Origin of the sequence: Vibrio sp. 10N.222.55.A1, assembly GCF_041473835.1 — a bacterium.
GTDB classification, from domain to species: Bacteria; Pseudomonadota; Gammaproteobacteria; order Enterobacterales; family Vibrionaceae; genus Vibrio; species Vibrio crassostreae_C.
In genome coordinates this window covers 1-18,283 of the sequence record NZ_JBFRSX010000030.1, presented here as the reverse complement: position 1 = coordinate 18,283, position 18,283 = coordinate 1, and the positions used below count along the sequence as shown (strand labels likewise).

The following is an 18,283-nucleotide window of genomic DNA, read 5'->3' as shown; positions in this document are numbered from 1 at the left end:
CAACTTCTATTCCTACCCCAATTTAAATATCGGTGGGAATAGCAGTTGAGCTTTTTTTATTTCCAATAGTCAAAGGTGTTCGTCAATGTCACGTACTATTATGCTTATCCCTACAAGCGCTGGTGTTGGTCTTACTAGTGTTAGCATGGGTGTTCTTCGCGCTATGGAGCGTAAGGGCGTAAGTGTTTCTTTCTACAAGCCAATCGCTCAGCCTCGCAGCGGTGGTAACCAACCAGATCTAACGTCTACTATCATCAGCGCAAACAGCGACATTAAGATTGGTGAGCCAATCGCAATGACTAAAGCTGAAGCTTTGATCGGTAGCGAAAAAATGGACGAGCTTCTTGAGTCTGTTGTTGAGCAATACAACAAGATCAACAAAGACGCAGAAGTTACGCTAATCGAAGGTCTAGTACCTACTCGTAAGCACCCATTTGCTAACCAAGTGAACGCGGAAATCGCAAAAACACTTGGCGCGGAGATCGTATTCGTTGCGACTCCTGGTACTGACAACCCTACGCAGCTTAAAGAGCGTATAGAAGTAGCATGTTCTAACTTCGGCGGTACTAAGAACAAAAACATCAAAGGCGTAATCATCAACAAGCTTAACGCTCCTGTTGATGAGGCTGGCCGTACTCGCCCTGACCTATCTGAAATCTTTGATGATGCAGACAGCGCTCAGCAAGCGAACCTTGAAGTAATGCAAATCTTCAACTCTAGCCCTATCCGTGTTCTTGGCTGCGTGCCATGGAGCATCGATCTAATCGCAACTCGTGCGGTTGATATGGCTAAGCACCTTAACGCTGAAATCGTTAACGAAGGTGAAATCTCAACTCGTCGTATTAAGAGCATCACTTTCTGTGCACGTTCTCTACCGCACATGATTGAGCACTTCAAACCAGGCTCACTGCTAGTAACTTCTGCAGACCGTCCTGACGTTATCGTTGCTGCGGCTCTTGCTGCGAAAAACGGTGTTGAGATTGGCGCAATCCTGCTTACTGGCGGTTACGACATTCCAGAAAGCATTGCTAACCTTTGTGCACCAGCATTCGCTTCAGGTCTACCGATCTTCAAGGCTCAAGGTAACACTTGGCAGACATCTCTAAACCTACAGAGCTTCAACCTAGAAGTTCCTGCAGACGATAAAGAGCGTATCGAGTTCGTTAACGATCACGTTGCAAGCCACATTGATGGCCCTTGGATTGATTCTCTATCTGAAGGTACTCAAGGCATCCGTCGTCTAAGCCCACCAGCATTCCGTTACCAGCTAACTGAATTTGCTCGTAAAGCGGCTAAGCGCATCGTTCTTCCTGAAGGTGATGAGCCACGTACAGTTAAAGCTGCGGCTATCTGTGCTGAGCGCGGTATCGCAACGTGTGTACTTCTAGGTAACCCTGAAGAAATCCGTCGCGTTGCAGCGCAGCAAGGTGTTGAGCTTGGCGCTGGCGTTGAGATCATCGATTCTGCATCAGTTCGCGAAAACTACGTAGCTCGTCTAGTAGAACTTCGTGGCGCTAAAGGTATGACTGAAGTTGTTGCTCGTGAGAAGCTAGAAGATTCAGTATTCCTAGGTACTATGATGCTTGAAGCTGGCGAAGTTGACGGCCTAGTTTCTGGTGCTGTTCACACAACGGCGAACACTATCGTTCCTCCGTTCCAGATCATCAAGACTGCTCCTGATGCTTCTATCGTATCTTCGATCTTCTTCATGCTTCTGCCTGATCAAGTTCTTGTATACGGTGACTGTGCGATCAACCCAGATCCAACAGCTGAACAGCTTGCTGAAATCGCTATCCAATCTGCAGATTCTGCTGCGGCATTCGGTATCGACCCACGCGTTGCTATGATCTCTTACTCTACTGGTGAATCTGGTAAGGGTGCAGACGTAGATAAAGTACGTGAAGCAACGAAACTTGCTCAAGAGAAGCGTCCTGATCTAGTGATCGACGGTCCTCTACAGTACGATGCAGCAATCATGGAAAACGTAGCCGCTTCTAAAGCGCCTAACTCTCCAGTTGCAGGTAAAGCGACAGTATTCGTATTCCCAGACTTAAACACGGGTAACACGACTTACAAAGCTGTACAGCGTTCAGCAGATCTAGTATCTATCGGTCCAATGCTTCAAGGTATGCGCAAGCCAGTAAATGACTTGTCTCGTGGCGCTCTAGTAGACGATATCGTTTACACAGTAGCTCTAACGGCTATCCAAGCAGACCAAGCTGCACAAGCTGAAGAAAAAGTAATTAACTAATTTTTCTTTTGTAAAAAGCAAAAACCCTAGATGTTTATCTAGGGTTTTTTTATGTCTGGAGTAAAGGAACTACTTGGTAAGCCTAGCCTCGACCATGTGGTGATTCTAAGTCTAGCTCTGGTCCTTTGGGTACAACTTGAGTCGGATTGATACCAGTGTGACTGTAGTAGTAGTGACGCTTGATATGATAGAAATCGGTCGTCTCTTTAATACCCTTTATTTGGTACAACTCTTTTAAGTAACCTTGAATATGTGGGTAGTCAGCAATTCGCTGCTTATTACACTTAAAGTGCCCAACATAAACCGCGTCAAATCGAACCAGAGTAGTGAACAAGCGCCAATCCGCTTCTGTAATCTCGTTACCCGCTAAATAGCGATGTTCGCTAAGGTGAGCGTCTACTTTGTCTAGGGCTTCAAACAAGGCGTCATAAGCTTCTTCGTAGGCTTCTTGTGTTGTCGCAAAGCCAGTACGATAAACGCCGTTGTTGATGTTTGGGTCGATATAATCATTCCACTCATCAATCTTCTTGGACAACTCCCACGGGTAGTAATCATCGGTGTTACCCGTTAGCTCATTAAACTCTGAGTTAAACATGCGAATGATTTCAGACGACTCGTTACTCACAATGGTGTTGGTTTTCTTATCCCACAACACAGGCACCGTTACTCGACCTGAATAGTCCGGTTTGGCTTGAGTGTAGATTTGGTGCATTCGGGTATGACCAAACAGAGGTTCAGGTAACCCCATTTGCCAACCTTCACTCATCATGTCTGGGCAAACGACTGTCACGTCAATGTGATCGGTTAGGTCTTTCAGCTCGCGGAAGATAAGGGTTCTGTGCGCCCAAGGGCAAGCTAACGATACGTATAGATGGTAACGGCCGCTTTCCGGCTCAAACTGCGCGCCCGGTTTATTCTCTACCCAGTGACGAAAGCCCGCATCTTCACGAACGAACTTACCACCGCTTTCTTTGGTGTCGTACCACACATCGTGCCAAACACCTTCAACTAACTTACCCATATCCAAACCTCTGTCATCCAAGCTTTTCTTTAGTATAAAAAAAGCCAACTTTTTCAAAACTAGAAGAAGTTGGCTTAGTTGTTCGAATTATTTGATGAAGCTTATTTAATATGGATCTTTAGATACAAAAAAAGCGCAACTCATAAACAAGTTGCGCTTAAGCCTGTCACAGGCTGAACCGGTTTAAATAGGCTCTAGACTTGCACGTGCAAGCAAGATACTGCGTGTACGTCATCGCCTTGGATAGTTGGCTTAGTTTGCGCACACGCCTCTGTTGCTTGTGGGCAACGAGTACGGAACACACAACCTGATGGCGGATTGATTGGCGATGGGAGATCACCTTCCAACATCTGAATGGTTTTGCTGCGCTCTAAGCGTGGGTCTGGAATTGGAACTGCAGACATCAACGCTTTGGTGTATGGGTGCTTAGGATCAGAGAACAATGCATCTGATTCACCAAGCTCTACCGCGTTACCTAGGTACATCACCAATACACGGTCAGAGATGTGTTTAACCACTGACAAATCGTGCGCGATGAATACCAAAGACAAACCAAGTTCTTTCTGTAGCTCTTTCAGAAGGTTAACTACTTGAGCTTGGATAGATACATCCAGTGCAGAAACAGGTTCATCACAGATGATCATCTTAGGTTTCAAGATAAGCGCACGTGCAATACCAATACGCTGACACTGACCACCAGAGAATTCATGTGGGTAACGGTTGATTACGTTTGGTAGTAGACCAACCTTTGCCATCATCTCTTTAACTCTGTCCTTTACTTCTTGTTTAGAAAGTTCAGGGAAGAAAGTCTCTAGAGGCTCAGCAATGATATCGCCTACTGACATACGGGGGTTAAGCGACGCTAGCGGGTCTTGGAAGATCATCTGAATCTCTTTACGAGTCTCACGACGCTTCACTTCCTGCATCTTAGTTAGGTCTTGACCTAACCACATCACTTGACCTTCGGTCGCTTCAACCAAGCCGATAATCGCGCGGGCAAAAGTTGACTTACCACAGCCAGACTCACCTACTACGCCGAGCGTTTCGCCTTCGTAAAGGTGAACATCAACACCATCAACCGCTTTAAGGTTTGATGGTTTTGCCCAAGGCCAAGCAGACTTAGCTGCAATGCTAAAGTGAACTTTCAGGTCTTTAATATCTAATAGTAATTCTTTACTCATTTTGTCCAAGTCTCCCAATCAGAAAAACAAGCACGCTGACGGTCTTTAGCAAATGGCTGCAAAATCGGTGCTTCTTGCTTACAACGGTCCATTACACGGTGACAACGGTCTTGGTAAGGACAACCTGTTGGTAGGCGAAGTAAGTTAGGTGGGTTACCTGGAATCGTCGGTAGAATTTCACCTTCGGTATCCAAACGAGGAATCGCTTTAAGCAGGCCTTCCGCATATGGGTGGCTTGGCTCGTAGAAGATTTCATCAACCGTGCCGTACTCCATTGTACGACCCGCGTACATCACAAGTACTTTGTCACAAGAACCAGCAACAACACCCAAGTCATGGGTGATCATAATGATTGCTGTATTGAACTCATCTTTTAGTTCGTTCAGCAATTCCATGATTTGCGCTTGAATGGTTACATCCAGTGCCGTTGTTGGTTCATCAGCGATAAGCAATTTAGGACGACACAGCAGTGCCATTGCGATCATCACACGCTGACGCATACCGCCCGAAAACTCGTGCGGGTACATAGTGATACGCTTGCGTGCTTCAGGGATTTTCACCGCTTCAAGCATGCGTACTGATTCTTCAAACGCTTCTGCTTTACCCATGCCTTTATGCAGCATAAGTACTTCCATCAGCTGATCACTTACTTTCATGTAAGGGTTCAGTGAGGTCATTGGATCTTGGAAGATCATCGCGATCTGTTCAGCACGAACCTTGTTCAGTGCTTTTTCAGGCAGGTTGAGAATTTCATTGCCTTCAAACTTTGCACTGCCTGAGATGATGCCGTTCTTAGCCAGCAGCCCCATCAGTGCAAATACCGTTTGTGATTTACCTGAACCCGACTCACCAACAATACCCAGCGTTTCGCCTTGGTTAAGTGAGAAGTTCAAGTCGTTTACTGCGGTTACGATACCATCTTGTGTGGTAAATTCGACGCGCAGATCTTTGACATCTAATAAGCTCATTATTGCTTCCTTAATCTTTTATAGCTTTTAATTGCTATTTCGTTATCTGTCTTTTGGATCAAGCGCGTCGCGCAGACCATCACCTACGTAGTTAAAGCAGAACAGCGTAACTACCATGAATGCCGCAGGGAATGTCAATTGCCAGATTGCAACTTCCATTGTTTGCGAACCTTCTTGAAGCAATGCGCCCCAGCTTGTCATAGGCTCTTGAACACCAAGACCAAGGAAAGATAAGAATGATTCTGTAAGGATCATGCTTGGAATAAGCAACGTAGAGTAAACCGCTACGATACCCAGTACGTTCGGTACGATGTGACGTGTAATGATCTTCCATTTGCTTACACCACATACGTGTGCAGCTTCAATGAACTCTTTACTACGTAGGCTCAACGTTTGACCACGTACAATACGCGCCATATCTAGCCAAGCAATCGCACCAATAGCAACGAAGATTAGGACGATGTTACGACCAAAGAACGTTACCAGTACGATTACTAGGAACATGAATGGCACTGCGTACAAGATCTCTAGGATACGCATCATCACTCGGTCAGTACGACCGCCGATGAAGCCTGAAGCTGCACCGTAAAGCGTACCAATCAGTACCGCTACGAAGGCACCCATCACACCAACCATCAATGAGATGCGGCCACCGACAAGAGTACGAACGTACAAATCACGACCTAAGCTATCGGTACCAAACCAGTGATCCGCATTCGGACCAACGTGCATTGCGTACCAGTCAGTATCATCATAAGTGTACTGAGCCAGCATTGGTAAGAAGATAACTGCCAGTACCATAAGCGTAAGAATGAACAGACTCACCATCGCAGCTTTGTTTCGCATGAAACGAATGCGCGCGTCCTGCCACAAACTACGACCTTCAATCTCTAAGCTCTCAGAGAACTTTTCGATCGCTTCTAAATTTTCTTTTTTCTTCAACATAACCATGCGTCCCTGTTAGTAGCGAATTTTCGGGTCAATAAGCGCTAGCAAAATATCAACGATTGCGTTGAACAAGATGAATAGGAAACCAATCAAGATGGTTACACCCATTACTAGCGAGTAGTCACGGTTAAACGCGGCGTTAACAAACAGCTTACCGATACCTGGTAGGCCGAAGATGGTTTCAACAACAACTGAACCTGTGATGATACCTACGAACGCAGGTCCCATGTAAGAAACAACAGGTAGCATTGCTGGCTTAAGTGCATGTTTTAGAATGATATAACGGTAGCTTAGACCTTTTGCACGCGCAGTTCGGATAAAGTTACTGTTTAGCGTTTCAATCATGCTACCGCGAGTAATACGAGCAAAGGTTGCTACGTAAAGAAGAGACATCGCGATAACAGGCAGCACGATGTACATAAATGTACCGCCATGCCAACCACCTGCTGGGAATATGTTCCAGTGCAGGGAGAAAAGGTAAATAAGCGCCGGTGCCAACACGAAGGATGGCATCACCACCCCGAGCATGGCGGTCGACATTATGGTGTAGTCGACCCAGGTATTGTGCTTCAAGGCGGCAATCGTCCCGACGGTGACCCCCATCAATAGTGTGAAGATAAAGGCAACGAAACCTACCTTCGCAGATACTGGAAGTGCAACCGCGATCAGCTCATTTACTGTGTAATCTTGGTATTTAAAAGAGGGACCGAAGTCACCTTGTAAGATATTTGTCAAATACGTGGTGTATTGTTCAAATACTGGTTTATCCAAGCCGTATTTAGCTTCGATGTTAGCCATAACTTCTGGCGGTAATGGACGCTCGCTTGAAAACGGGTTACCCGGTGCGAAACGCATAAGAAAGAAAGATATAGTGATCAACACCAACATGGTTGGAATCGCTTCAAATATCCGTTTCATAATGAATTTAAGCATAAACTCACTCTTTCAGTCTGTGACAATTAAAATTAGAAAGACGCTACATGCGCGCCCTGCGCATGTAGTGCCTGTATCGTTATAGTTATATTAACTTTTTAGAATCGAAGCTTATTATTGAGCTTTGATGTATAGGTCTTTCGAGAAGATCTTGTCTTCCGCGTTGTTGATTGGGAAACCACCAACATGCGGGTTAAGTAGACGAGATTTCACGTATTGGTAGATAGGAGCAATTGGCATGTCGTTTGCCATTAGCGCCTCAGCTTCTAGGTAAAGTGCTTTGCGCTCTTCTTCTGAAGTTGAGTTAAGTGCTTTATCGATGATCTTATCGTAAGCCGCGCTGTCGTAGTGAACACCACCGGTAGTGTTGTTACTCTTCATTAGCGTCAGGAACGAAGACGCTTCGTTGTAGTCACCACACCAACCAGCACGTGCTACTTCGAAGTCACCAGAATCTTTAGAAGATAGGTACGTTTTCCACTCTTGGTTCTCAAGTGTTACAGAAAGACCCAGTGTTTTCTTCCACATCGAACCTAGCGCTACAGCAATCTTCTTGTGGTTCTCTGAAGTGTTGTAAAGTAGGTTGAATTTAAGTGGGTTATCTTTACCGTAACCTGCTTCTTCAAGAAGACGTTCTGCTTCTGCGTTACGCTCTTTTTGAGACATCTTACCGTAAGCTGGTAGCTCAGGATCGAAGCCAGCTGTGATTTCAGGCGTTAGGAAGTACGCAGGTTTTTGACCTTGCGCTAGGATAGCACCTGTTACGATATCACGGTCGATTGCGTAAGAGATTGCTTGGCGAACACGAACATCATCAAATGGTGCTTTCTTCGTGTTGAAGATGTAGTAGTAAGTACATAGGTTACCCGCTACAGATACATCTTCCGCGTACTCTTTTTGAAGACGCTTGAAGTGCTCAGTTGGCAGTTCGTTTGTGAAATCGATTTCGCCAGATAGGAAGCGGTTCATTTCCGCGACTTGGTTCTCGATTGGTAGGAAGGTTACTTTATTTAGAACCGTCTTATCGTTGTTCCAGTATTGGTCGTTACGTTTTAGAACTAAACGCTCGTTAACAACCCATTTATCAACAGAGAATGCACCGTTACCAACGAAGTGGTCAGGCTTAGTCCATTGATCACCGAATTCTTCAACAGTAGCCTTGTGTACTGGCTTCATTGTTGTGTGGCCCATCATCATTACGAAGTATGGTACCGCTGTTTCTAATTCAACAACTAGAGTGTTTGCATCCACTGCTTTAACGCCTAGTTCACTCTTGTCTTTCTTACCCGCTACGATATCTTTCGCATTCGCCATCTTGGTGTATTCCATGTACCAAGCGTATGGAGAAGCCGTTGCAGGATCAACTGCACGTTGCCAGCTGTATACAAAATCTTGAGCTGTTACAGGATCGCCATTAGACCATTTTGCGTCTTTGCGTAGGTGGAAAGTGAATGTTTTGTTGTCTGTCGTATCCCAGCTTTCCGCAACACCAGGGATAGTGTTGCCGTCGCCGTCTTGGTTCACTAGACCTTCTAGAAGATCACGAATTACGTGAGATTCTGGTACACCTTGAGATTTGTGTGGGTCGATAGTTGCAACTTCAGTACCGTTACCGCGAACAAGTTCCTGAACTTTTGCCAGTTCTGTGCCTGCTGGAACTTCAGCAGCGATAGAAAGAGTAGAAGTGGCAGCCACTGCCAAACCAGCACCTAGAAGAAGGGCCTGAGTGATTTTATTCTTGTACATTTAATAAACTCCAAGTTTTCCGTATTGCATCCATGACTTCTTTGCTTGGTTCACTGAACGGCAGTGATTTAGATTTATTTAGCTCAAAATTTAAGCATAAAAATCTAAAACCTTACAAAGATTGAGGCACACACTATCAACCATTGAAGTAATTTGCCACAAACAAGTCGCAAAAAATCGGATAATTCTCCGAAATACTTAAGGTATCAGTGTAAATATCTAAAAAACCCCAAATCAGTAGTGACTTGCGTAGAGGGATTAATTAAAAAACAGCCTTTAGTGTTGATGTATCTGTGTTGATACTTTTTTTTAGCATCTTATGCTAGAACACTGAGCGCAAATTAACATTAATGCCACATGAAATCTAATTGCACATCACATATCACCTAAACCGTCTACACTATTTGTGAGGATAATCACTTTATACAAGACAGCATAATGCTCTGCACCAAACCGGGTTATCCAATGCACCAATTAAGACAAAATTACGCGCTGAATTTATATGCAACCACAATGAATTATCATTTGTCAAATCAATGATTATCTATAAATAGATTTATAGCAGGTACAAAAAAACCGACCTAAGTGGTCGGTTTTTGACTGTCTCATATACAAATGAGTAAATGCTGAAGCAACATCACTTTAAGAGAAATTACTTCTCCCAGCGTTCCGCTGCTTTCGTGTCTGAATCACGAGAATCAACCCAACGCGTCGTTTCGGTCGTGCGTTCCTTTTTCCAAAAGGGAGCCTTGGTTTTCAGGAAGTCCATAACGAATTCACAGGCTTCAAATGCAGCACCACGGTGTGCACTGGATACACCAACGTAAACAATCTGGTCGCCGATATCTAAGTCACCTACACGGTGGATAACACGCATCTTCTGAATAGGCCAGCGAGCCTCAGCTTGGTCACAGATCTCGTTCAGTGATTTTTCTGTCATACCCGGATAGTGCTCCAGAGACAAACCAATCACATTGTCGCCAAGGTTCATGTCGCGAACTTTACCAACGAACGTCACAATCGCTCCGGCAGCTGTACCTTGAGCCAAGTAGTCGTATTCGTCGCCTACCGAGAAGTCCTCAGCTGTCACTAATACTCTTGGATCCATGCTTAGCCTCCAGTCACTGGTGGGAAGAAAGCCACTTCGTCGCCGTCTTTCACTTCAGCTGTCAGAGGTACGATTGATTGGTTAAGTGCAGCCAGAAGCTTCCCCTCTTCCAATGCGATATCCCATTTGCCTTCTTGTGTCACAAGATGACTACGAATCGCTTCAATCGTCTTAAATTGTGCATCAACTTCAACGCTGTCCACACCAACAAGTTCACGAGTTTGAGCAAAGAAAAGTACTGTAATCATGACTCCACCTTAAAGTGACCAGATTTACCACCTGTCTTCTCTAGCAGGCGCACGTTTTCGATAACAATGTCTTTCTGAACAGCTTTACACATATCGTAAATCGTTAACGCAGCCACAGAAGCAGCCGTTAGCGCTTCCATCTCTACGCCCGTCTTACCCGCAAGCTTACAAACAGATTCGATGCGAACCTTGTTTTCAGACTCGATAGCTTCAAGCTGCACTTCTACTTTAGTTAATAGCAGAGGGTGACACAGGGGAATCAGATCCCACGTCTTCTTCGCCGCTTGAATACCCGCAATACGTGCCGTTGCGAAAACATCACCTTTATGGTGGCTACCAGAGACAATCAGCTCTAGCGTTTCTGCCGACATTTGAACGAAGGCTTCCGCTCTCGCTTCACGTACTGTTTCCGCTTTAGCCGATACATCGACCATGTTTGCTTCGCCAGACGCGTTAATGTGTGTAAATTGGCTCATACTCAAACCGCCTTATACAGAAAGGTGTGGCATGAAGTTACAAGGACGGTGGCTAGCATCCATCTGTTGCTTGATGATCTTAGTCCAACCGGTGCGGCAAGCGCCTGTAGAACCTGGCATCGCAAAGATAACCGTGTGGTTAGCAAAACCCGCAATCGCACGAGATTGAATTGTCGAAGTACCGATCTCTTCGTAAGATACTTGACGGAATAGCTCACCAAAGCCTTCTACTTCTTTGTCGAACAGTGGCTTAAGCGCTTCAGGCGTGCTGTCACGAGAAGTGAAACCAGTACCACCCGTGATCATGATAGCTTGTACGCTTTCATCAGCGATCCATTTAGATACGATCGCACGGATCTTGTACATGTCATCAATAACGATTTGCTTATCAACCACGTTGTGACCCGCTTCTTTAGCATGCTCTGCTAGGTAACCGCCTGAAGTGTCGTTTTCTTCTGTACGAGTATCTGAAACCGTTAGTACTGCGATGTTTGCTGCTTGGAATTTGCTTTCTGCGTGACCCATTTGTTCACCTATATAAATTTTTCATTAGACTGATTCGCCCAGCCTGAAGAAGCTGAGCGATAAAATGCTTTAGAGTGTGTAGCGGGTTAACCGCCGATTGACGCCAAGTTTGGAGTCATGCCGCTGTTGCCATCGTGTAAGAAGTGGCTAACGGACTTGGTTTGAAGCTGAGCCTGAATTCGATCAATGAGTTCTTGCTCTTGTTGATCTTCTTGAATCAGATCTCTCAGTTCAACACCATGGTCGCCAAACAGACATAAGTGAAGTTTACCGGTCGCAGAAACGCGCAGTCGGTTACAACTCTCACAAAAGTCTTTCTCGTAAGGCATGATCAAACCGATTTCACCGTTGTAGTCTGGGTGGACAAACACTTGCGCCGGGCCATCGTTAACGGCTTTGACTTTTAACAGCCAACCATTAGCAATAAGCTGGTTGCGAATCGCAACGCCAGACACATGATGTTTATCGAACAACTCGTCCATCTCGCCGGTTTTCATCAGCTCGATAAAACGTAATTGAATAGGTTTGTCTTTGATCCAATTAAGGAAGGCTGGTAATTCCTGACTATTGAGGTCTTTCATTAATACGACGTTGACTTTGACTTGTTCAAAGCCAACCTCAAACGCTTTATCAATGCCTCGCATAACCTCAGTAAACTTATTCTCACCAGTGATCTGATGGAACATGCGCGAATCTAAACTATCCACGCTCACGTTTATATGGGTTAAACCAGCATCACGCCATTGCCCTACTTGTTTCTCCATGCGGTAGCCATTCGTTGTGGTGGCTACTTTTTCGATGCCTGGAGTAGAAGCAACGGTATGTATGATTTCAGGAAAGTCTTTACGCAGACTCGGCTCTCCGCCTGTAATGCGGATCTTTGAGGTACCACAATCTGCAAACGCTTTAACAACGCGTTTGATCTCGGGAACACTTAAAAAAGACGAGTTTTTTTGCCCTGACGGTTTGTAACCATCTGGTAAGCAGTAAGTACATTTAAAGTTACAGACGTCTGTAACCGACAAGCGCAAGTAATAAAACTTGCGATGGAATCTATCTTCGAATTGTTGCGCCACGGAACACCTTTCCAAACACGGGAGGCATAATCATTTCCAATTAAGCCCTTGTGACAACATGTCACTGGCTCTTGATGCGTATCGGTACAGCAAATACCACTGTGCGACTTAGCATGCGAGAGCTCGGAGTTATGGCAACTGAGCGTTATATTCACACGCGCAGTAGCTGAGTAATAAAATACTTAATATTTGTACGTGAATCTAGCTCTGATGGTAAAAAACGGGTCACATCGGCAAAAAAAACGTATCAAACGCTCAAAATAACTCTTGTTGAGTATATAGCGAGAAGCATTTAACCTAAATTATAGTTGGTAATAACCTAACAAGAACAATAAATGAATATTTACTCTTCAAAGAAAGTCGTAGCAATCGGCGGTGGCCATGGCTTAGGTCGCATGTTAGCTGCATTAAAAGACTTTGGTAACAACGCAACTGGCATTGTTGCAACGACAGATAACGGCGGTTCCACCGGACGTATTAGAGATTGCCAAGGTGGCATCGCATGGGGAGATACACGCAACTGTATCAACCAATTAATCACAGAGCCTTCAATCAGTTCGATGATGTTCGAATACCGCTTTCGTGGTCAAGGTGAGCTAGACGGTCATAACTTGGGTAACCTAATGCTGACGGCGTTAGACAACCTTTCCGTTCGCCCATTGGAAGCAATTAACCTGATTCGAAATATGCTCAAGGTCGATGTCAATATCGTGCCGATGACTGAGCATCCTTCAGACCTCACGGCTCTATCAATGGACGGCCGCTGGGTTACCGGCGAAACCAACGTTGATGACATGACGGAAAAGCTGCGCATGATGGACTTGTCTCCAGAAGTGCCAGCAACCAAAGAAGCCGTTGCTGCCGTTGAGCAAGCAGACTGCATTGTCCTTGGCCCTGGAAGCTTTTTAACCAGTGTGATGCCCCCTCTTCTCCTTCCAGAGATTGGCAAAGCAATCTCTGAGAACACCAAGGCAAAAGTTATCTTCGTTGAAAACCTTTCACCAGAGCACGGTCCCGCAGGGAAAATGACGCTTCAAGAGCAATTGGAGTGGTGTGAACGTACCTGTAAGGCAAGGAAAATAGACATCGTGTTAGGCAATGAACCTCACCCGGAACTAGAAGTGCAATGGAATTGTGTGACCACAGATCTTGCATCGGCAAACCGAGATTGGCGACACGACCGTGTGAAGCTTCAACAAGCCATTGAAGCCCAGTTGGCGTAGCCATAGGTTCAAGCGACAAACAACAAAAAAGGAGCATGCTGCTCCTTTTTTAATCTCAGTAATAACTCGCTGTTTTAAAGGTCCGTCATCAACTGCTGATATTCAGTGTACGTCGATAACAGGAGGTCTTGCATATCTTGAAAATCAATCTCGGTTACAGGCAACGCTTGCTTCACTTTTGCGTCTAAGCTAATCGCAAAACTACACAAAGAATCCGCACCAAAGCTTGCTGCGCTGCTCTTAAGCGCATGACTGATATCAGCCAAGTACTTAGAGGTATCCGACTCTTTATTTATCTCTAGGTGTTCGTAGTAGCCTTTCAACTCACCTAAAAAGATTTCCAGTAAAACCGGGACATTCTCTTGGCCTATTTCGCCGGCAAGCTCATCAACTTTTTGCTGATTTAATACTTTCGTCATTATTATTTTCTTATTGTTTGTTGATTACTGCTTCGCATTCCACGTTTGCAACTTACGGTATATCGTCGATGGACTGACATCTAAGAAACCTGCCGCACGAGGGATGTTGCCATCACACGCTTTAATGGCCTGCTCGATAGCCGTTTTCTCAGTGATCCACAATGGGAAAATATCTTTTACCGTGATGTCTTCATTCTGCTTCTCTTTCAATCGCAGACTGTTTTCAATCGGTTGGTTCAACGGTGGTGGAAGCATGTTGAGAGTAATCTCTTTGCCGTTATTCAAAACCACCACGTTCCGCAACACGTTTTGTAGCTGACGAACGTTACCCGGCCACTCATATTGATTAAAGCGATCAAGTACTTCCTGAGCAAAACGTACAAACGCCTTCCCCTCCTCGACCGACATATAGCCTAGCAGAGAATACGCGATCTCGATGACATCTTCACCACGCTCACGCAATGGCGGCAAGTGCAATGGAATCACGTATAAACGATAGTATAAATCTTCTCTAAAGCGACCTTCTTGTACTTCTTTCCAAGGGTCACGGTTGGTCGCACACACAAAACGAACGTCGACACTCTTCATCTTCGAAGAGCCGACTTTTTGGAAAGTACCGGTTTGGATAAAGCGCAGCAGCTTGGTTTGCAGCTCTAAGTCCATTTCGCACAGTTCATCAAGAAACAGTGTTCCACCATCAGCAAGCTCAGCAGCACCTTGGCGATCGGTCGCCGCACCGGTAAAGGCACCTTTAACGTGACCAAACAATTCACTTTCAATCAGATCTTTAGGGATAGCGGCACAGTTAATCGCGATGAAAGGCTTATCGCCACGCTTACTCGCCGCATGAATGGCTTCTGCACATACCTCTTTACCGGTACCACTTTCACCAGTAATGAAAATGCTCGCCTTACTCGATGCAGCAGAATCAATCGTTCGGTAAACCTGCTGCATGGTTTGGCTACTGCCGATAAAGCCTTGGTAATTTTGGTTTCCTGGGTGTTCCGAGCTATTTTTAAGCTTGGTGGCTTTGCGGATCGCATTATTCACCGTAATACGGAGTCGGTCGGCTTCACACGGTTTGATAAGGAAATCTTGAGAACCATGACGCATCGCTTCTACGGCGGTATCGATAGAGCCATGAGCCGTCATGAAGATAACCGGAACTTCAGGGTACTTCTGTTTTACAGCAAATAGCACGTCCATACCCGTCATATCAGGTAGACGTAGATCTAATAAAATAAGGTCTGGGATTCGATGATTCAAACTCTCGATTGCATCGCGGCCAGTGCCAACAATGTTGATATCAATTTCGAGCGGTGTAAGATACGAGCGATATAAAGCTGCTACCGAAGCGGTATCCTCTACCATCAACAAATACTTCGATTTGTTATCTAGCGTTTTTGATTGCATATCCTAGCCATTTATAATTTGCATTTCTTATTATAGTCGCATTCCGCTTTGCATTATGCAAATTAGCCACAGTATTTGTAGTGTGTTTTTTTACTTGCTTCAAACAATCAATGTTTTATCTATCTGGCACGAACGATGCAACGGTATAAATGACCTTCGGGTCACCTAGCCAACTGACGTTGTTAGTGGACCGATTGTTCACAAACGTAAGCCAGTAGAACATTTACTACTGGCTGTTTTTTTGTCTGAAACACTCTCAATTCTTGTGTTGAGGGGGATCAATTCTCGAGCGAAAAGTGATATTAGCTGTTGGTAATAAACTGCTTTCTTAACTGATCAATTTCATCACGCTTCTGTGCGGCCAATTCAAATTCCAGATTCTGAGCATGCTGATACATCGCAGATTCTAGCTTGCTGATCTCTTTATCAAGCTGTTGCGGCGTAAGTACTGCATAACTTTCAGAAGGCTCTGCCACCTTAGATAGTGGAACTTGTTTCGATTGGCGCTGCTGCTTCGACTTGGTTAGATCACCCAGTTCCATAATGTCTTTGATATTGCGTTTCAACGCTTGCGGAGTGATGCCTTGCTCTTCGTTGTAGGCTTGCTGTTTCTCGCGACGACGATCGGTTTCATCAATCGCTTTTCTCATCGACTTAGTAATCGAATCACCATAAAGGATTGCTCGACCTTCCAAGTTACGAGCAGCACGACCAATGGTTTGAATCAGAGAACGCTCAGAACGCAAGAAGCCCTCTTTATCTGCATCAAGAATCGCCACCAGCGACACTTCAGGCATATCCAAACCTTCACGAAGTAAGTTAATGCCCACTAACACATCGAACTTGCCCAAACGTAGGTCTCGGATGATCTCTACACGCTCAACGGTATCGATATCCGAGTGCAAGTAACGCACTTTAACGCCGTGCTCACTTAGGTATTCGGTTAAGTCTTCTGCCATTCTCTTGGTCAACGTGGTAACCAAAACACGCTCTTCTTTCACTGAACGGATTCTGATTTCAGACAGCAAGTCATCCACCTGCGTCGCGACAGGTCTTACTTCGATGATTGGGTCTAACAGACCAGTAGGACGTACCACTTGATCAGCAATCTCGCCATCTGATTTTTCAATCTCGTAATTACCTGGTGTTGCCGACACAAAAATCGTTTGTGGGGCTATAGACTCAAATTCTTCAAACTTCATTGGACGGTTATCCAATGCAGAAGGCAGTCTAAAACCAAACTCGACCAAGGTTTCTTTACGAGAACGGTCACCTTTATACATCGCACCAATTTGCGGCACAGTCACGTGTGACTCATCGATGATCAGCAAACCATCATCAGGCAGGTAGTCAAATAACGTTGGCGGCGCTTCCCCTTCCGCACGGCCGCTCAAGTATCGTGAATAGTTTTCGATACCGGAACAGAAGCCAAGCTCAGTCATCATCTCAATATCAAACTGAGTTCTTTGAGAGATACGCTGCTCTTCCAAAAGCTTATTGTTGTCTTTTAAGTATTGAGCACGATCGCGCAGTTCGTCCTTGATGTTCTCAATCGCCTCAAGGATTTTTTCTCTTGGCGTTACATAGTGAGTTTTTGGATAAACCGTAAAGCGCGGCAAGTCTCTTTGTTTCACCGCACCAGTCAGAGGATCAAAAATACTAATGCAGTCCACTTCGTCATCGAACATCTCAATTCGAACCGCATCTTGGTCAGATTCAGCCGGAAAGATATCAATCACCTCACCACGAACACGGAACTGACCACGTTCAAAGGCGACATCGTTTCTTGAATATTGCAGCTCAGCCAATCGACGCAGGATGTCTCGCTGATCCATCACCTCGCCACGACTCAAATGAAGCATCATCTTCAAATAAGACTTAGGATCACCCAGACCGTAGATAGCCGACACAGAAGCCACAATGATGGCGTCTTTTCGTTCTAATAAGGCTTTGGTTGCCGAAAGCCTCATTTGTTCGATATGAGCGTTCACAGACGCATCTTTCTCGATGAACGTGTCCGTGGTTGGAACGTAGGCTTCAGGTTGGTAGTAATCGTAGTAAGAAACGAAATACTCAACGGCATTGTTTGGAAAGAAAGATTTCATCTCACCGTAAAGTTGAGCCGCCAATGTCTTGTTAGGCGCTAACAGAATCGCAGGTCTTTGAGATTGGGAAATGACGTTGGCAAGGGTAAAGGTTTTACCTGAGCCCGTTACCCCTAGTAGAGTTTGATGTGCCAAACCAGAATCTAATCCGTCTAGTAATTTGGTTATCGCTGTCGGCTGATCACCGGACGGGCTGTAGTCCGATACCAAGTCAAAGAGTTTACTCATAGGTCGCCATTTCCATACTGTTTTTTTAATCAGGTCATTGTCACTCTAGGAGGAGTGTCGTTGCAACAATTATCTAGAGAAATGCATCTTAAGATCAGAGATCAGTTATAGCTTTTATTTTTAGAACTTGGTATTATCCGTGCCCTGCAAAGTTTCCCCAGCTAAATTACTCGAATTTTAATCCACTACTTTTCCCCAAAAAACCTAAAAATACCGCTTGTTTTACTGTTCGTTTTATAATCTACAAAAGTTATACAATTGCGACATTTTGCTATAAATCTTTTAAATACATTACGTTAGATAAGGTTTTTACATTTTTCGATTTATCCCGATTATTGTTGTTAAAGTTTCACACACACACTTATCCACAATTTTGGTGGATAACTAAAGCAAAGCTAAATCCTATAAGGCGTT

General features: G+C 44.9%; 16 protein-coding genes and 1 riboswitch. Of the genes, 2 read left to right on the top strand and 14 right to left on the bottom strand.

Features of this window, described 5'->3' with window-relative positions; genetic code table 11:
• The first annotated feature begins 85 nt into the window (after positions 1 to 85).
• Entirely contained in the window at positions 86 to 2,251 is a 2,166-nt protein-coding gene (gene pta / locus AB4493_RS09470) for a phosphate acetyltransferase (protein ID WP_017069189.1), read from the top strand.
• Between the two features lie 82 nt (positions 2,252 to 2,333).
• Here the strand turns inward: pta and AB4493_RS09465 are convergent, their stop codons facing one another.
• The 11 genes from AB4493_RS09465 to moaA form a co-directional block, all read right to left on the bottom strand.
• The gene (locus AB4493_RS09465) at positions 2,334 to 3,272 is read right to left on the bottom strand and encodes a glutathione S-transferase family protein (protein ID WP_372154911.1); all 939 of its coding nucleotides are present in this window, start codon (positions 3,270 to 3,272) and stop codon (positions 2,334 to 2,336) included.
• Between the two features lie 194 nt (positions 3,273 to 3,466).
• Entirely contained in the window at positions 3,467 to 4,453 is a 987-nt protein-coding gene (gene oppF, locus AB4493_RS09460) for a murein tripeptide/oligopeptide ABC transporter ATP binding protein OppF (RefSeq protein WP_017062172.1), read from the bottom strand.
• Entirely contained in the window at positions 4,450 to 5,421 is a 972-nt protein-coding gene (locus AB4493_RS09455; protein ID WP_012603544.1) for an ABC transporter ATP-binding protein, read from the bottom strand. Before AB4493_RS09455 ends, oppF begins: the two co-directional genes overlap by 4 nt.
• Positions 5,422 to 5,463: 42 nt before the next feature.
• Entirely contained in the window at positions 5,464 to 6,366 is a 903-nt protein-coding gene (gene oppC, locus AB4493_RS09450) for an oligopeptide ABC transporter permease OppC (RefSeq protein ID WP_017062173.1), read from the bottom strand.
• Positions 6,367 to 6,381: 15 nt separating this feature from the next.
• Positions 6,382 to 7,302 carry an oligopeptide ABC transporter permease OppB gene (gene oppB / locus AB4493_RS09445; protein WP_017062174.1) on the bottom strand — a complete coding sequence of 307 codons (921 nt, stop codon included), beginning with the start codon at positions 7,300 to 7,302 and terminating at the stop codon, positions 6,382 to 6,384.
• A 114-nt stretch (positions 7,303 to 7,416) separates the two neighbouring features.
• Positions 7,417 to 9,048: an ABC transporter substrate-binding protein gene (locus AB4493_RS09440; protein ID WP_372154910.1), complete on the bottom strand. Its 1,632-nt coding sequence runs from the start codon at positions 9,046 to 9,048 to the stop codon at positions 7,417 to 7,419.
• A 652-nt stretch (positions 9,049 to 9,700) separates the two neighbouring features.
• A complete protein-coding gene (moaE, locus tag AB4493_RS09435; RefSeq protein WP_372154909.1) occupies positions 9,701 to 10,156 on the bottom strand; it encodes a molybdopterin synthase catalytic subunit MoaE in 456 nt (151 codons plus the stop codon).
• Between the two features lie 2 nt (positions 10,157 to 10,158).
• Positions 10,159 to 10,404 carry a molybdopterin synthase sulfur carrier subunit gene (gene moaD, locus AB4493_RS09430; RefSeq protein WP_017063465.1) on the bottom strand — a complete coding sequence of 82 codons (246 nt, stop codon included), beginning with the start codon at positions 10,402 to 10,404 and terminating at the stop codon, positions 10,159 to 10,161.
• On the bottom strand, positions 10,401 to 10,880 hold the full coding sequence (gene moaC, locus AB4493_RS09425; protein WP_004734026.1) for a cyclic pyranopterin monophosphate synthase MoaC: 480 nt from the start codon (positions 10,878 to 10,880) through the stop codon (positions 10,401 to 10,403). Before moaC ends, moaD begins: the two co-directional genes overlap by 4 nt.
• 12 nt (positions 10,881 to 10,892) lie before the next feature.
• Complete coding sequence (moaB, locus tag AB4493_RS09420; protein ID WP_004734027.1) at positions 10,893 to 11,405, bottom strand: molybdenum cofactor biosynthesis protein B; 513 nt, start codon at positions 11,403 to 11,405, stop codon at positions 10,893 to 10,895.
• Positions 11,406 to 11,491: 86 nt separating this feature from the next.
• A complete protein-coding gene (moaA, locus tag AB4493_RS09415) occupies positions 11,492 to 12,481 on the bottom strand; it encodes a GTP 3',8-cyclase MoaA (RefSeq protein ID WP_372154908.1) in 990 nt (329 codons plus the stop codon).
• A riboswitch (molybdenum cofactor riboswitch) is annotated at positions 12,470 to 12,622 on the bottom strand. (Overlaps the previous gene by 12 nt.)
• Before the next feature lie 194 nt (positions 12,623 to 12,816).
• Here moaA and AB4493_RS09410 point away from each other — a divergent pair.
• Positions 12,817 to 13,704 carry a YvcK family protein gene (locus AB4493_RS09410; RefSeq protein ID WP_017062178.1) on the top strand — a complete coding sequence of 296 codons (888 nt, stop codon included), beginning with the start codon at positions 12,817 to 12,819 and terminating at the stop codon, positions 13,702 to 13,704.
• A gap of 74 nt (positions 13,705 to 13,778) precedes the next feature.
• Here AB4493_RS09410 and luxU read toward each other — a convergent pair whose 3' ends face one another.
• The 3 genes from luxU to uvrB all read right to left on the bottom strand — a co-directional run bounded on the left by luxU (position 13,779) and on the right by uvrB (position 17,869).
• Complete coding sequence (gene luxU / locus AB4493_RS09405) at positions 13,779 to 14,123, bottom strand: quorum-sensing phosphorelay protein LuxU (protein WP_017062179.1); 345 nt, start codon at positions 14,121 to 14,123, stop codon at positions 13,779 to 13,781.
• 24 nt (positions 14,124 to 14,147) lie between these two features.
• Entirely contained in the window at positions 14,148 to 15,536 is a 1,389-nt protein-coding gene (luxO, locus tag AB4493_RS09400) for a quorum-sensing sigma-54 dependent transcriptional regulator LuxO (RefSeq protein ID WP_004734031.1), read from the bottom strand.
• A 302-nt stretch (positions 15,537 to 15,838) separates the two neighbouring features.
• Complete coding sequence (gene uvrB / locus AB4493_RS09395; protein ID WP_017066592.1) at positions 15,839 to 17,869, bottom strand: excinuclease ABC subunit UvrB; 2,031 nt, start codon at positions 17,867 to 17,869, stop codon at positions 15,839 to 15,841.
• Positions 17,870 to 18,283 lie beyond the last annotated feature (414 nt).

Excerpts from the sequence above, each read along its gene's own strand:
- AB4493_RS09440 (WP_372154910.1), bottom strand. The coding sequence starts at position 9,048 with ATGTACAAGAATAAAATCACTCAGGCCCTTCTTCTAGGTGCTGGTTTG.
- oppC (WP_017062173.1), bottom strand. The coding sequence starts at position 6,366 with ATGTTGAAGAAAAAAGAAAATTTAGAAGCGATCGAAAAGTTCTCTGAG.
- pta (WP_017069189.1), top strand. The coding sequence starts at position 86 with ATGTCACGTACTATTATGCTTATCCCTACAAGCGCTGGTGTTGGTCTT.
- AB4493_RS09455 (WP_012603544.1), bottom strand. The coding sequence starts at position 5,421 with ATGAGCTTATTAGATGTCAAAGATCTGCGCGTCGAATTTACCACACAA.
- luxU (WP_017062179.1), bottom strand. The coding sequence starts at position 14,123 with ATGACGAAAGTATTAAATCAGCAAAAAGTTGATGAGCTTGCCGGCGAA.
- moaB (WP_004734027.1), bottom strand. The coding sequence starts at position 11,405 with ATGGGTCACGCAGAAAGCAAATTCCAAGCAGCAAACATCGCAGTACTA.
- AB4493_RS09410 (WP_017062178.1), top strand. The coding sequence starts at position 12,817 with ATGAATATTTACTCTTCAAAGAAAGTCGTAGCAATCGGCGGTGGCCAT.
- luxO (WP_004734031.1), bottom strand. The coding sequence starts at position 15,536 with ATGCAATCAAAAACGCTAGATAACAAATCGAAGTATTTGTTGATGGTA.
- moaC (WP_004734026.1), bottom strand. The coding sequence starts at position 10,880 with ATGAGCCAATTTACACACATTAACGCGTCTGGCGAAGCAAACATGGTC.
- oppB (WP_017062174.1), bottom strand. The coding sequence starts at position 7,302 with ATGCTTAAATTCATTATGAAACGGATATTTGAAGCGATTCCAACCATG.
- AB4493_RS09465 (WP_372154911.1), bottom strand. The coding sequence starts at position 3,272 with ATGGGTAAGTTAGTTGAAGGTGTTTGGCACGATGTGTGGTACGACACC.
- oppF (WP_017062172.1), bottom strand. The coding sequence starts at position 4,453 with ATGAGTAAAGAATTACTATTAGATATTAAAGACCTGAAAGTTCACTTT.
- moaE (WP_372154909.1), bottom strand. The coding sequence starts at position 10,156 with ATGGATCCAAGAGTATTAGTGACAGCTGAGGACTTCTCGGTAGGCGAC.
- uvrB (WP_017066592.1), bottom strand. The coding sequence starts at position 17,869 with ATGAGTAAACTCTTTGACTTGGTATCGGACTACAGCCCGTCCGGTGAT.
- moaD (WP_017063465.1), bottom strand. The coding sequence starts at position 10,404 with ATGATTACAGTACTTTTCTTTGCTCAAACTCGTGAACTTGTTGGTGTG.